Source organism: Bacillus sp. P4_D3, assembly GCF_056401855.1.
The window spans coordinates 1-14606 of the sequence record NZ_JBFUIN010000022.1 but is presented as its reverse complement, the minus strand read 5'-3'; the positions used below and the strand labels follow the sequence as shown (position 1 = coordinate 14606).

Here is a 14606-nt window from a genome sequence, read left to right as displayed (position 1 = left end):
AAACATCCCCCTCTATTGAAATTCCGTACTTCCATCCAAAATGAAAAGGGAAATCACTCTAAAGAAAGTGATTTCCCCTTTTTAAAATACCCACCGTTAAATCGGCAACATAATCTCAACAGTCGTTCCAACTCCAACTTCACTTTCAAAGTTCAATTTACCGTGGTGATCTTTAATAATTTTTTCCGTAACTACTAATCCTAAGCCTGTTCCAGTTTCTTTCGTTGTGTAAAAAGCTTCATTTAGCTTCGGAATTTTATCTTTCGGAATGCCGCATCCCTCATCTATAATTTGAACAATGATCACATCTTCCACTATAACTTTTACAGTAATAGTTCCGCCAACTGGCATTGCTTCAATCGCATTTTTAATTAAATTAAAAAATACTTGTTTCAATCGTTTCTCATCACATGTAATTGAAGGTATGTCTTTACTATAAATAGCATGCATTTTTATCCCTTGTTCTAAAGCTGGCTTTTCCATAACCCTGATAACATAAGAGATGATTTCTTTAATATTATGAGTTTCGGATTCTACCGATTTAGATTTCTCAAACCCATTTAGTTCTGTAGCAATTGTATAAATTCGCTCTACTTCCTGTCTCATAATTTCACTATAAATCTTATCTTCTGGATATTTTTTCGCTTGCTTATTCACAAGTTTTTTCAATTTTTCTAACGGTCTTCTAATCTTATCGCCAATTACTGTTGCCATTTTTCCAACCATCGCTAATTTTTCTACATTTTGTATTTCTCTGTCCATCATTTCAAGTGTACGAACGTAAGATTGGAATCTTAAAAATATAATCCAACATATAATAACAAACACGCTATATAATGCTATTKGGATAAGAACGATAAAGGATTGAACAACGAATCCCATAAGTGCATATTTTCCAACAATAGTTCCGGCAACTAACCAAAAGTACCTCTTATTCACAAATATCGGTGCAAATAAAATAAAGAATCCTTCTACTATATTCCCGCCATCAAATTCCGCATCACTTCCGTAATAAATAATGAAGTTATTAATAAAATCCAATATATTATAGCCAATTAAAATAATATACTTCACAATATACGGCTTTTTCCATTTCATAAAATAAAGTCCTATAAAGAATAATCCAACCATCAAACTATATAGCCATAAACCTAATCCTTCTCCAAAAGCATCTGCTAGTTTTTGATTTTTATCTGATAAAAGGACAATAGCCTTTTCAGCAAAATCATACGCAAAAAATATAACGAAGAATAAGCTTAAAAATATTTTTAATGCCTTTATCTCTTCTTTTTCAAATGTATTGCCTTTTTCCATATGATAACTCCTTTAACAACACCTCTTAATCTTGTGTCACATTGCGCTCACATTTTTTCGGGAGCAGTATTTCTACTCTCGTTCCTTTCTTTACTTCACTAGAAATGTGTAATTCTCCAAGATGCTCTGTCATAATTCGCTCTGCTACCGTAAGACCTAATCCAATTCTATCTTGCTTCGTTGTATAAAAAGCATCCTTAACTCGTCCTAAATTATCCTTTTTTATCCCAAAACCACTATCTACTATACTTACTATTACGTAATCTCTTTTTTTATTTTCAACTTGTATTTTTAATGTTCCGCCATGCTCCATTGCCTCTAAAGCATTTTTAATAACATACAAAAATACTCCTTTTAATTTGCGTTTATCACATTCAATTTCACTTCTATTTTGCTCTTCATTAAAGGTGCAATTTATATTTAACTCGTTCATTTTTTCGCGCATGTTTTCTACCGCTTGTACTAAAACATCACTTACAATGTGTTTTTCATAAACAGAAGGTTTACATGTAGCAACCTCCATTAATTCACTAATCATATTATTCATATTTTCTATTTCGAGAATCATTTGTTCATATGTTGCATCTTTTTCGTGTTTCTCTTTTTGTAATTGCGTAAACCCTTTTAATGAAGCAAGTGGGTTTTTAATTTCATGTCCGACTGTCGCTGCCATTTTTCCGATAACCGCCAATTTTTGTGAATGACTTGCCTCTGCAATACGTCCCTTTACTGCTGAAAGATATTGTAAAAATCGATTTAAAATAATAAATGACACGAAAAGTAACACCATATTTATAACAAGCGACATAAACAAGTTAAGTTCTCCAAATACAAATAGGTATATCATATATTTTCCTATAAGAAATGGCGCTAAAACAAATAAATATCTTTTACTCAAAAAGATCGGTACGAAGAAAATGAAAATATATTCAATTACATTCCCTTCATCAAATGCTATTGTATTATGAAAGGCATACCATCCAATATTAAAAGTCTCTGCGATCATGTATGCAAATAAATATGTATATTTAACTAAATATGCTTTTCCTCTCTCAAATAAGTAAACACTAATACCTAATATAGCCATAATATATGCAAGCTTCCATATCACTTTATGCCAATTTCCTAAAGGCATTGTATCTTCTAATATAATCGCGTATGCAACCTCGTATACAATTAAAATAACATGCATTACCCATAAGAAAATCTTAGCGTTTTTCTTTTCTTCTTTAGCTGATAGAAAACTCTCTCCCACTTCAACACCCCTTCAAAAGAATACCATTTATTATAATAAATGATTTTCATAGACAAACAAAGATAAATTGAACAAATGAGGAAAATCAATCCATAGATAATATACTTCTTCAGACCATATGTAAGCATAAAAATCATGAACAATAATACGTATAATATGGGAGGTGCTTTATATGGACGGTCGTGAAAATAAGAAGATAGAACAGTTACAATCCTTTACGAAAAACAATGAAGGAAAAGAGATGACAACGAATACGGGTGTCAAAATTTCAAATGATGAAAACTCTTTAACCGCCGGCGATCGTGGCCCTACACTTTTAGAAGATTTCCTGATGCGAGAAAAACTCGCTCATTTTGACCGTGAACGAATTCCTGAAAGAGTCGTTCATGCTCGCGGTTACGGAGCACATGGTGTTTTTGAGCTATATGATTCTTTAGAAGATTTAACAATGGCTCATTTTTTACAAGACCCATCTAAAAAGACACCTATTTTTATTCGTTTTYCTGAAGTTGCAGGATCAAAAGGTGCAAATGAAACGAACCGAGATGTACGAGGATTCGCTGTTAAGTTTTATACAGAGGAAGGAAATTTCGATTTAGTGGGTAATAACATCCCGATTTTCTTCATTCAAGATGGTATTAAATTTCCGGATCTTATTCATGCTCTTAAACCAGAGCCACATAATGAGATTCCTCAAGGACAAACAGCACATGATACTTTTTGGGACTTTATCGCCAATAATCAAGAATCAGCTGCAATGATGATGTGGATTATGTCTGACCGTACAATTCCGAGAAGTTTTCGAATGATGCAAGGGTTCGGCGTTCATACATTCCGCTTAGTTAATAAACAAGGAAAGTCACGATTCGTAAAATTCCACTGGAAGCCTAAGCTTGGTGTTCACTCGTTAATTTGGGATGAAGCTCAAAAACTAGGCGGTGCTGATCCGGATTACCATCGCCGTGATTTATGGGAAAATATTAATGCTGAAAACTACCCTGAGTACGAACTTGGCGTTCAAATTTTAGAAGAAGAGGACGAATTTAAATACGATTTTGATATATTAGATGCAACAAAAATTTGGCCGGAAGAAGACTTCCCTGTTAAAATCATCGGAAAAATGACGTTAAATCGGAACGTTGATAACGTATTTGCGGAAACAGAACAAGTCGCACTGCACCCTGGAAGCATCGTCCGCGGTATCGATTTTACAAATGATCCTCTCTTACAAGGTAGACTCTTTTCTTATACAGATACGCAATTAGCCCGCGTCGGTACAAACTATCAAGAGTTACCGATTAACCGCCCTGTATGTCCTTTTCATAACAATCAAAGAGATGGTGCGTCTAAATATATAATTGATAAAGGAAAAGTCGCTTACCATAATAACTCTTTAGCTAATAACTCTCCCTTTACTGTACCTGGTACGAAAGGCGGTTTCGTTACATATCCTTCTACTGTTTCCGGACATAAAACAAGAGAAACAGCCGCTAGTTTTAAAGACCATTTCTCACAAGCCCGTTTATTTTGGAATAGTATGAGCCACGTCGAAAAAATCCATATTACGCAGGCCTTCTCCTTTGAATTAGGAAAAGTAAAAAGTAAATCAGTTCGCCAACAAGTCGTAGATATGATTGGTCATATAAGTACAGAATTAGCTACTTTAGTAGCTGAAGCAGTCGGGGCAACAGTGCCAAATGTTCAAGAATCAAATGTTACAAAATCCTCACCAGCACTAAGTATGGAACATACAACATTCAGCCCAAATACATTACGAGTAGGCGTCATTGTCGCAAACGGATATGACGGTCAAAACGCACAATATATTATAAATCAATTCAAACAAGCCGGTCTTCAGCCCGTTATTATTTCCGAACGATTAGGTTTTGTGCAAGGCTCTCAAAATGTAAAGTGGGAAGTGAATGATACTTTCTTAACAGGATCACCGCTTCTTTATGATGGGCTACTTCTTATTGGTGGAAATATTGATGATCATTTTCTTAACAAAGCAAGTTCATTTGTCGTAGAATCGTATAATCACTTTAAGCCAATTGGCGCTTTCAAAAATGGAACTACTATTATTCAATCTTTAAACATCGAAGGAAAACCTGGCGTTATAACAGAACAAACCCCTACCTTACTTGCGAATGAATTTATTCAGGCAATGACAAAACAGCGATTTTGGGAAAGAGCCTATTAAAATACATAAGGAGGATACATCATGTTCGTTACAGTTGAAAAAGATGTACACATTTTTATTGAGGATATTAACCCAGGCCCTGGAAGTAAACCTGTCTTCTTCATTCATGGCTGGCCTTTAAATCATCAAATGTACCAATATCAATTTAATATCTTACCACAACATGGTTTCCGCTGCATCGCCATGGATATACGAGGAAACGGACAGTCTGATAAACCATGGACTGGTTACACTTATGATCGTTTAGCTGATGATATCGCAATTATATTAGAAGCACTTCAAATAGAAAATGCTACGTTAGTTGGTTTCTCAGTCGGCGGTGCTCTTTCTATTCGATACATGTCACGATATAACGGTCGCCGTATTTCTAAACTTGCATTAATTGATGCCGTCTCCCCCTCTTTCGTAAAAAACCAACAATCCCCTTACGGCGTACCGAAAGAGCAAGCAGATGCCCTGATTGCTCAAATGTATGCGAATTTACCTAAATTTCTTAATGATGTATCTTTATCATTTTTTAATAGAAACTTAGGAGCTGCCACGTTAGAATGGTTTTCTTATCTCGGTATGCAGTCCGCTTCTTATGCTCTCATCAAAATTTTGCAAGCTGCTGCAAACGAAGACGTAACGAAGGACTTAAGTAAAATTAACGTCCCAACAAAAATATTCCACGGTGTTCACGACCAACTCATCCCTTACAAAAGTGCTGAGTTAACAAAAGAACGCATTAAAAACTCTGAGCTATATCCTCTTACAAATAGCGGTCATGGCTCTCCAATCGATCAAGCGGATGAATTGAATAAAGAACTTATTAAATTTATAAACTCATAACAAATTAACAATGCCTCCTCAACAAAAAAGAATTTGCCAAAATGGCAAATTCTTTTTTTAAAATTACCACACAACTTTATTGCAACTTATTTTTCTGAAATTTCAATATATATCTAGATAAAAAAACTCTTAGAAACCTTAAAGAGTTTTTTTACGCATTAAACAAATTATCCAATTATATACTAKATGAAAAATTMACATACTTCTCAMAAATCAATTATTAAAACGACTCTATTTTAATTTATACTAAATTTACAAGTAATACTCCCTAAACCTAGCTTGTCTGGTTATCCCTTTAAATAAACGAAAAAAAGAACTTGTATCGTATACAAGTTCTTTTTTTCGTTTATTTAAATAATATATCCTTACTATATTGCTTTCCGGCGAGTAAGTCATATTGAATAAACTCATATTGCTTTAACATTTCTTTTTGTTTCGCTGTTAAACTTTTTATTGCTTCTCCGTCTTTTCCTATCTTCAATTCGTCACGAAGTACAGGAATTTCTTCATATAACTTCGATAAAAATTGATAGAACGGTACCTTAGTTAATCCAGCATAATCAAAGACAAGATTTGAAAAATAAATTGGACTTACTAAACCTAAATTGTCATTTGGCATATCAAAATTTGCATACATTAATAACGGCGTTTGCGCCATCGCTAATCGTTCACTTGGCGTTTTTTCATTCGTTATATACCCATTCTCTTTATAAAGAGATTTATTTGTTCCTAGCGATGGAAGATGGTCCCCAAAGAATACTAATAATGTAGGTCTATCTAAATTATCTAGCTCCTCTATTAAATATTGAAGAGCTTCATCTGAACGTCTTAAACCTTCTGTATAAGTCTCTAATTCAGCCTTCGATTCTTCATTTTCTAAACCACTAATTTCTATTTGATTTTCGCCAAATCTTCCTTCTGTAAATGGAAAATGATTTTGCATCGTAACCGCATGAATAAAAGTAGGTTGTTTTTGCTTCTCTAATTCAGCTATTATCTCTTTACTCATAGATAAATCGCTAATATAATCTCCATCAACTTCTACATTCTCCATCGTATCTTGCGCATTAAACTTGTCAAAGCCTAACACTCTATATACATCATCCCGTTTAAAGAATGAGCGACCAAATGAATGAATTGCACTTGTGTAATACCCTTCTTTTTTTAACTCTCGAGTAATAGATGGAATTTCTTTCTTATTTGTAACAACTTGCTGATACGGTATAGAGCCTGGTTTTAACAAACTCATTGAATAACTCGTTAATACCTCAAATTCAACGTTCGCAGTATTTCCTCCAAATGTAGGAGAAATAGTTTGTCCACCAGGAAAACTTTCTATATAATGATGCAAATTAGGTAAAGGATCTTCACTAAAGGACAGGTTCGTTAACTTCGTTGGATCCCAAAACGATTCACTCATTACAAAAATAATATTCGGTTTCTCTGTTTGCTTCTGCGCCCCTATATTGCTGCTATATTGTTTTTTTATATCGTTTGCTATTTGAAGCATATTTTCTTTTGAATAATCTTTCGGCTTTTCAATGACTGTCGTATCCAAATTACTTATAAAGCCTAGCACAAAACCATTCGAAGCATAATTTTCATTTTGATTCCACAAAACGAACTCTATACCTGACTTTTGAAACCATTTATTCATAAACGTATTCGTAAAATTACCATACGCATATAAAACAAAAACGGATCCTATTATAAATAGAACTCGTACGCCTGCATGAACTTTTACATTTTGAATATATTTCCTTATATACATACCCGCTAAAATACAGGCAACAACACTTACAATAACGAGAAGAATATAACCCCAACTAAAATAATCCATCACCATTGGTATAACAGATTGCATATGTCCAATCTGTGTAAAATCAGAAGGATATAGTGGGTCTCCCCTAAAAACAATTTTAAAGTGATTTACAATAGCCAAAATGATTAGCAAAATGCTTGTCAAGATAGTACTCAAAAAAACTTTCCCAAGCACGTTATACACAAAAACATATATCGCATAAATTACAATTAAACTAAATATAAACTGTGCGTTATAATTGTAAATCCAATTCAGTGTATTTACGAAATCCATATTATTTTGCGTAAAAATAAAAAGCAAAGTAACCGCATTGGCTACTAAAAACATTCTAATATAAATCCTAATAATCGGTTTAAATTTATTAACTATATCTTTATTCAAATACGCAACATACAATAGTACAATCCACATCAACATTGTCATTATACTTAAAACAATTTTTTGATTTAACATATCTTTCATCGTATCTAAACTAAAATATTTTAAAATCAAGAAAATTGTGGGTACTACATATAGGGTTACTAGACCACTTAACATCGCTGAAATTAATATACTTCTTCTTGGCTGATGAAATGAAAAATTACCCCTCAATTCATTCCCTCTTTTCTGTTTATTAATTTCACCCCGCACCGTAATAAAATATTACTTATATAAACATAACATATTATGTACACAACGTCTTCTCATGTACACCCTCCGTATAATATCATCTGTTACCTCTTGTACATACCGAATGAAAAAAAGAGATTTCCTAAGAAAGGAAATCTCTTTTTCATTACCCAACACTTTGCACACGGCCAATTTGTCCATCTTGTAATCGAACTTTAATTCCGTACGTATGTGTTTCTGTATTTGTTAAAATATCTTTCACAACACCACTCACTGTTTTACTATAATCTTTATCCAATTGAATAACTACATGTGAACCAACCGAAATTTGTGATCTTGTCGGTTTCCCACCTGTTGCTTGTGTTGTTTTTTCTTGTTTCTGTGTTCTCTCTTGTTGTGCAGACTGCTGTTGCTGAATCTTCTTTTGCTGTTTACCTAACTGGGATACTATCAGGTCCCTCTAAGGGCCATTTCTCTTTCTATACTGTCTTTCTCAATGATTTTACATAACGTACTGTAATTAAAATCATACCAATGGTAAATGCAACTATTGATACCAATAATATAGCAATAGATAATATACCTTGATCAACTAATTCTATAGACTTGAATGGTAAAGACCATAAATATCCAAATCCCCACTTTGCTTCTGAAAAAAGAAATAAACCGATTAAAGATAGGATTATATTAACAAATGTAAAAGTGATAGATGTTTTTATAAATAAGAATAATAGGAGTTGCACTATTATAAGAGGAAATGTCGCAACAACAGAAATTAAAAATACTTTAATCATAAATTCTAAAGGAAATGGATCTGTAAAATCAAAATACATTCCTGATACATACAAGCTCATTAAAACTATTAAGTGTATTGCAGAAAATAATAACACACTAGATACRAATTTAGATAAAACAATTTTAAAATTAGTATTTGGAGATAGATGCATTATTTTCCAATTGGTTTTGTTTTCAAACTGACACAAGAAGGCTGTTACCATCCCTGAAATGACAGGGAGAAAAAAACCAACATAGAAAAAAGATATAAACATCCATACGCCCATCCATGAATTATCCAAACCGTGATTATACTCTCCTACCACGAATTTAGTATACATAATCATTGAATATATAATCGGACAAAGTGCTAAGATGAAAAATGTAATTTGTTGTGGGTGTTTTCTTATTTTTATCCAATCGGAATAAATTAAATTTATCATTTGAGATCTCCTTTGTTAGTTTTTATTATCCATTTTAATAAATAAGATGTATCCAATTCCTAAAATAAGAATAGTAATAGGAATTCCTGCTAGCATGTACCATTTATCGTATGACCATAACGTATTAAAAACATCTAGATTATTCACATAATTGATTGGAAAATATAAGATTTGATATGAAATAGGAAACCACCAAAGCTTAGTTGAGCTTAATATATCGCCGAAAAGATACGAAGCTAGAGCTAGTGCAACGATCACTGATTGATTCGATACATTAATGGATATAATGAACGCCAAAGCGCAAAATGGGATGCTAATAAGAAATGGATATAACGTAAAAACAAACACATGCTGCATGGAAACCGCATCTAAAGAAACACCTAAACCTGGAAGTAATAACACTGTACAAATCATATGTATTACGGTTGTAATAATAAGAGCAACCATAACAACAAGGAACTTATTTATATACACACTAAATTTCTGTACTGGATACGTAAATGTTCTTTTCCACGTAGAATTTTTATATTCAACATTGTTTACACTAGCTATAATAAACACCATAAAAAAGTTTAATATGTATTTTAAAATTTGCAAGTTTATACCGAATATAGTTTCTAATTTAATAGTATGAGAATTACTATAGTAATTTAGTCCAGCAAATTCACCTAATGCAAGTATAATAGGTCCTAAGATAACCAAAAACCAAAAATGACTTTTTCTATATTTTATATACTCAGTGGCTAATACATTTCTCATACACTTACAGCACCTTGTTCAACAATATCTAAATATGCTTCCTCTAAATTTTGCTTTTTGGTTTGGAAAGATTGAATAAAAATCTGATTCGTTACTAATAGTTGTTGAATATCATTCAGTGATTTTTCATCGTTATATTCAATACTAAAGATGTTATTATTTACATTGAATGTATAATTGGATTGTTCAAGTAATTTATCAGTAAGAGTCATATTATTAACACTAATTTCAACAATATTTAATGATTGTTTATTTTGTAAAGAAGATAATAAACCTTGGTACTTTATTTCTCCATGATGAATAATCCCGATATGATCAGCCATTTGTTCCACTTCACTTAAAATATGACTTGAAAGGATTATGGTAGAATTAAACATTTTTGGAGCTTTTTTTATTAATTCTTTCACTTCATAAACTCCCTGTGGATCTAAGCCATTAGTAGGTTCATCTAATATTAATAATTCAGGGTTATTTATGAAAGCAGCAGCTAATCCTAAACGTTGTTTCATACCAAGAGAATATTTTTTAAAAGCACGATTTCGATCCTCATATAGTTTAAATAAATTCAAAAGTTCTTTTATATGTTCTTTATCATGAACATTTTTCATTTTAGAAGCAATTAACAAGTTTTCGTATCCGGATAAATGCTCGTAAAAGGTTGGAGCTTCAATTAATGAACCTGTTTTAGATAAGATTTCTATTCTATTCTTTTGTATATCCATTCCCAATACTTCTACAGTTCCCTCATCAGCCTCTATCAATCCTAAAATGATTTTAAAAAATGTAGATTTACCAGCGCCATTCGGGCCTAATAATCCAAATATTTCACCCTTTTTTATAGTTAAATCAATCCCTTTTAAAACATGTTTGTCTTTATATTTTTTATGCAAACCTTTAATATTTAAAACTTGATTATTCATCATATCAACCACCTGACGTTAGAATTTTAAATCAATTACACGACTCTGGAGGCACATCTCCGGCACCCGCTATTTTTTTCAATTCATCTTCATCGATTGCACCAATTAATTTTTTTGTATCAAATTCTTGATTACGTAATTTAGCTAATTTTTCATTTTTAGACATAGTAACCATATTTTTTAGAATGTTCAGAAAATAAATATTAGAGTACTTCAAATTTCATTAACAAAGATTGGTGACAGGTTTAGATGTTATAGAAGGTAATTTATGTTGCCTTCTATCTCCAACATCACCAACCTTTTTTATTCCTTTAATATAAAGCTGTCTGTTTAATCCATTGTAAGACGATTAAAGGCATCATTATTTTCTTGAAATCAAATGATAGCTGAATTTGCTCTTCTAACTCTCCATGTATCTGCAATTGCTTTTGTAAGGCTAACATACACTCTGTAGTTTGGTCCTGTAACTTTGGATACATAAATTCTTTTGAATGCTGAATGCTTTCGCTTTGGTTTATCATATATCCAATAGCTATAGGTCCTTTTTCTTCACCTATTCCAGCCTTAAATTCTTGAACATTGATGTCTTTTAAATGAATAAAATAATCATTATAAAAATCTATTGCATAAGCACCTGGGGTAGATATACCAGTTACAATATTCGGTTGAAAAACAAATAGAATAGGTGCCAAAGCTGTAAATATTTGATTGTGAAATGCTTCATATAGAATTTGTGCTAAGGTATTAATATGAATAAATGGTTGAGCTAGACTAATCGATTCTTTTTGGGATGCTTGTTTATTCAATTGCTGTTTGTAAACATGATATGGCAATACGTCTTGTTCATTTGAAAAGTTTTTTAAACGTTGATTATTTTTCCCACCAAGATCCAAATGATAATTTATATTGTTTATCATATCTATAGAACTTTTTGTCTCTAGCATCAGATTAACCACCTCCTTGCTGTCTAACTTTCTGTACCTAAAATATACGTGTTAATTTATGTTAATAACAAGTAGTAAAATTCAGTTAAAAATATTTAAAATTATTGTTGTTTTTTTCTATATTATTTTACATGTTTTGTAATTCAGGAAAGTTTCTATAGGATTTAACCTTGTACAAATAAAAATATTGCTATCGTTGAAAATAAAATTAACTACTTAGTTTCGTTTAAAGCAAAGTTAATATAATAAAAAAAACAGGTGGAACTTACTTTCCGCCTGTTTTTTATCTATGGATTATTTAATAAGGGTATGTATTTGAAGGAAATCTTGAATATGGGGGGATTAATTAATCAGCACCTGGTTGAATATCAGCGTAGAAAGTTGAGATGTCTTCTATACTAGTTTGTGCAGCTACATTTTGTGTAGTATCTGTACTAGTTATATTTTCAAATAAAGAAATACCGGATAACATAATAGCTGTAGTAAGAATGACATAAATTTTTTTGATTTTCATAATTCCAACCTCCAGTAGTAGTTGCTTTGTTAATTTAAATACTAATGGATGTCCTTTGTTACACGGAATTAGTAAAAAATTTTGATTTATAATTCCTTTTTTTATAAAAACAAGTTACCTATTTAACCAATTTTATTTGTGATTTATCTTATGTTAAATTATATTAATCCAATACCTACTATTACTGCAGAATCACATAGAGGGGATATTGCGGATATCATTACCAAGATCCTTGATTAATCTCCCTCTATCTATGTATTTTTAGTTTGTTTTAATTCGTCGAATTTTCAATTGATATTTTTAGATATTTTGCTGACATTTTATAAGCGCGATTATCAAAAAAATAGTCTCCTAGTTCATGAGCCAGTTCACTTACTAAAGGATATTGTTTCTTTTCTAAACCAATTTCAATTGCTTTTTGCATCTGTTTTTCATATCCATAATCATCTCCTCTTAATTTAGATATCTTCCCCTTCAATCCATATAGTTGAACATTAGCGTAAGGTACATCAAAAATTGATAATAAATCAAACGCTTCATCCATAAATTTATTAACAGTTTTCCAATCTTTAAATTCTATATGAATCTCTATTAAGCTTCGTAATGCGTATACCTTTTGATGTTTTTGTTCGAGAAACTCACTTAATTGCAAACATTCTTCATAGTACTTAATAGCATTAGTATAGTCTTTTAAACCTTGATAAATTTTCCCATAATTATACGAGATTATAGGTGAATACATAGAATCTCCTTTATTTTCCAACCTACTTTCTGCCTGCTGTAAGCATTCAAGAGCCCTGTCATATAATCCATCTAAATCATACAGTATTGCGAGCATTAACAAAGTATCTATTACTTTATTCTTTATATTAAATCTCAAAAATATTTTGTAAGCTTTCTGCGTATACAAACGACTAATGCTTTTATCTTTATACAGCGCTTTATTTACAAGACACAGATTATAATATACACTGGCGTGTTGAGTAGTTTCTTCTAGATCAAGTAAACTCTCTATCTTCACGTAGATTTCATGTGCAGCCATATAATCTTGTTTATTATAAAAATAATAACCTCGAGCCATTAAATAATATATATAATCTTCAGTATACTGGAGGTCTATTTGATTTGGAATAACTTGCACAGCCTGATTTACAATTGCTTCTACATATACTAAGTTATTATTTCGGGAATGATAGTATATTAAAACACCATAAGCCTTTAATAATAAAAGAATAGAGTCTATATCACGAACATACAGTTCTAAAGAAGATAAATCTTTTTCACTTATAATTTTATCATTTTTATACTTATTACATATTCCAAGGAGCATAGGTTCTATATCCCCATAATCTGCATCTACAAGAAAATTGTAATCAACTTCCATCTTTTTAGCGACCTTTTCTAAAAAAGAAACAGAAGGTTTAATTTGTCCATTTTCAATTCTGCTTAAATACGTTATAGAGCATATTTCTGATACTAATTCCCCTTGCGTAAATTCTTTATGTATACGGATTTGTCGAATACGTTCACCAATATTCATATTTCCACTCCTTTCTTCGAATAACCTGGTTTGATTATTTTAGGGCAATATAATAAGAATAACGCCTATATTATCTATCATAGTATGTGTATAGTTTTATGTTCAGAGAGGGAAATGTTATTAATACGTATTTGGATGCATATGAAATTTGTATGCCCGATTTACTAACATCAGATTTTCCACCTTCTACTTATATTACTATATTATACCAATTTACTCATACTTACGCCTAACAAAATTTATCTTTTATACCTTCAGATCTTTAAAATAAAAGTCTTCTGTCTAAAAACGATAAAATAATTAAAGAACCTTATATGTTGCAGAAACTATCTCAAATCACGAAACATGTAAAACAATACAGAAAAAACTATAAAAAATTCACAATTTTTTTAATTAAATTTTACTAATTGTTATTAACGGGGTACAGTCCCATCGCTATCAACCTAATAAAACAAAATACCCCCTAAAATTTAAAAATGAGCTGACTTCTCAAAATAAATAACTATAGAGAAAGAAAATTTTCATTTAGGGGGTACTTCAAAACCTTAGCTTGATGGGCATGGGGTACCGCCACATCGCTATCAAGCTAATAAAAAGAAATGCCCCCTAAAATGAAAAAATACGCTATTCTTTCTGTAGAATCATAGGAAAGGATGGCGTTTTTTATGTCTGTTTCTGTGT

At 31.5% G+C, this 14606-nt stretch carries 11 protein-coding genes and 2 pseudogenes; 2 read left to right on the top strand and 11 right to left on the bottom strand.

The genetic code is table 11. The annotated features are described in order from the left end of the window. Positions 1 to 96: 96 nt before the first annotated feature. Both AC1DTM_RS06215 and AC1DTM_RS06210 read right to left on the bottom strand, forming a co-directional pair. Positions 97 to 1314 carry an ATP-binding protein gene (locus AC1DTM_RS06215; RefSeq protein ID WP_477000100.1) on the bottom strand — a complete coding sequence of 406 codons (1218 nt, stop codon included), beginning with the start codon at positions 1312 to 1314 and terminating at the stop codon, positions 97 to 99. A gap of 25 nt (positions 1315 to 1339) precedes the next feature. Beyond that, complete coding sequence (locus AC1DTM_RS06210; RefSeq protein ID WP_088099593.1) at positions 1340 to 2569, bottom strand: ATP-binding protein; 1230 nt, start codon at positions 2567 to 2569, stop codon at positions 1340 to 1342. A 172-nt stretch (positions 2570 to 2741) separates the two neighbouring features. Here AC1DTM_RS06210 and AC1DTM_RS06205 point away from each other — a divergent pair, with 172 nt between their 5' ends. Together AC1DTM_RS06205 and AC1DTM_RS06200 are read left to right on the top strand one after the other, a co-directional pair. Next, on the top strand, positions 2742 to 4769 hold the full coding sequence (locus AC1DTM_RS06205) for a catalase (RefSeq protein WP_477000099.1): 2028 nt from the start codon (positions 2742 to 2744) through the stop codon (positions 4767 to 4769). 21 nt (positions 4770 to 4790) lie between these two features. Then, positions 4791 to 5600, top strand: a complete 810-nt coding sequence (locus tag AC1DTM_RS06200) for an alpha/beta fold hydrolase (RefSeq protein ID WP_477000098.1) — start codon at positions 4791 to 4793, stop codon at positions 5598 to 5600. Between the two features lie 346 nt (positions 5601 to 5946). Here AC1DTM_RS06200 and AC1DTM_RS06195 read toward each other — a convergent pair whose 3' ends face one another. From AC1DTM_RS06195 to AC1DTM_RS06155, 9 genes and pseudogenes are all read right to left on the bottom strand, one after another. Then, positions 5947 to 8013, bottom strand: coding sequence for an LTA synthase family protein (locus AC1DTM_RS06195; RefSeq protein ID WP_199715329.1), 2067 nt, complete (start codon positions 8011 to 8013; stop codon positions 5947 to 5949). Positions 8014 to 8197: 184 nt separating this feature from the next. Beyond that, a pseudogene (locus AC1DTM_RS06190) lies at positions 8198 to 8464 on the bottom strand (YwbE family protein); the annotation flags it as partial. Between the two features lie 46 nt (positions 8465 to 8510). Next, positions 8511 to 9248, bottom strand: a complete 738-nt coding sequence (locus AC1DTM_RS06185; RefSeq protein ID WP_477000097.1) for an ABC transporter permease — start codon at positions 9246 to 9248, stop codon at positions 8511 to 8513. 15 nt (positions 9249 to 9263) lie between these two features. Beyond that, positions 9264 to 10007 carry an ABC transporter permease gene (locus AC1DTM_RS06180; RefSeq protein WP_001246721.1) on the bottom strand — a complete coding sequence of 248 codons (744 nt, stop codon included), beginning with the start codon at positions 10005 to 10007 and terminating at the stop codon, positions 9264 to 9266. Beyond that, on the bottom strand, positions 10004 to 10930 hold the full coding sequence (locus tag AC1DTM_RS06175) for an ABC transporter ATP-binding protein (RefSeq protein WP_002160127.1): 927 nt from the start codon (positions 10928 to 10930) through the stop codon (positions 10004 to 10006). The genes AC1DTM_RS06180 and AC1DTM_RS06175 overlap by 4 nt, the downstream gene beginning before the upstream one ends. Positions 10931 to 10967: 37 nt before the next feature. Next, positions 10968 to 11093: pseudogene (locus AC1DTM_RS06170) on the bottom strand (class II lanthipeptide, LchA2/BrtA2 family); the annotation flags it as partial. A gap of 145 nt (positions 11094 to 11238) precedes the next feature. Then, entirely contained in the window at positions 11239 to 11871 is a 633-nt protein-coding gene (locus AC1DTM_RS06165) for a hypothetical protein (RefSeq protein WP_002160126.1), read from the bottom strand. 346 nt (positions 11872 to 12217) lie between these two features. Continuing rightward, positions 12218 to 12385, bottom strand: a complete 168-nt coding sequence (locus AC1DTM_RS06160) for a hypothetical protein (protein WP_002160125.1) — start codon at positions 12383 to 12385, stop codon at positions 12218 to 12220. 271 nt (positions 12386 to 12656) lie between these two features. After that, positions 12657 to 13925, bottom strand: a complete 1269-nt coding sequence (locus AC1DTM_RS06155; protein ID WP_199715328.1) for a helix-turn-helix domain-containing protein — start codon at positions 13923 to 13925, stop codon at positions 12657 to 12659. Positions 13926 to 14606: the final 681 nt, after the last annotated feature.

Excerpts from the sequence above, each read along its gene's own strand:
- AC1DTM_RS06200 (WP_477000098.1), top strand. The coding sequence starts at position 4,791 with ATGTTCGTTACAGTTGAAAAAGATGTACACATTTTTATTGAGGATATT.
- AC1DTM_RS06180 (WP_001246721.1), bottom strand. The coding sequence starts at position 10,007 with ATGAGAAATGTATTAGCCACTGAGTATATAAAATATAGAAAAAGTCAT.
- AC1DTM_RS06175 (WP_002160127.1), bottom strand. The coding sequence starts at position 10,930 with ATGATGAATAATCAAGTTTTAAATATTAAAGGTTTGCATAAAAAATAT.
- AC1DTM_RS06165 (WP_002160126.1), bottom strand. The coding sequence starts at position 11,871 with ATGCTAGAGACAAAAAGTTCTATAGATATGATAAACAATATAAATTAT.
- AC1DTM_RS06160 (WP_002160125.1), bottom strand. The coding sequence starts at position 12,385 with ATGAAAATCAAAAAAATTTATGTCATTCTTACTACAGCTATTATGTTA.
- AC1DTM_RS06155 (WP_199715328.1), bottom strand. The coding sequence starts at position 13,925 with ATGAATATTGGTGAACGTATTCGACAAATCCGTATACATAAAGAATTT.